This window comes from Nocardia sp. NPDC004278, from assembly GCF_053602975.1.
The window spans coordinates 187,532-187,731 of the sequence record NZ_JBSGEQ010000011.1; positions in this window are offsets into that span (position 1 = coordinate 187,532).

Consider the following 200-nt stretch of genomic DNA (forward strand, 5'->3'; position numbering starts at 1 on the left):
AATGTCCGGCACCGAGCAACGTCCGACACCGAACAAGGCCTAACAACCGATGTCCGGCACCAACACAGGCCAGCGCCGAACAACATCGCACACCAAGCCAAAGCGCCATGCCGACAAATGTCCGGCACCGAGCAACGTCCGACACCGAACAAGGCCTAACAACCGATGTCCGGCACCAACACAGGCCAGCGCCGAACAAC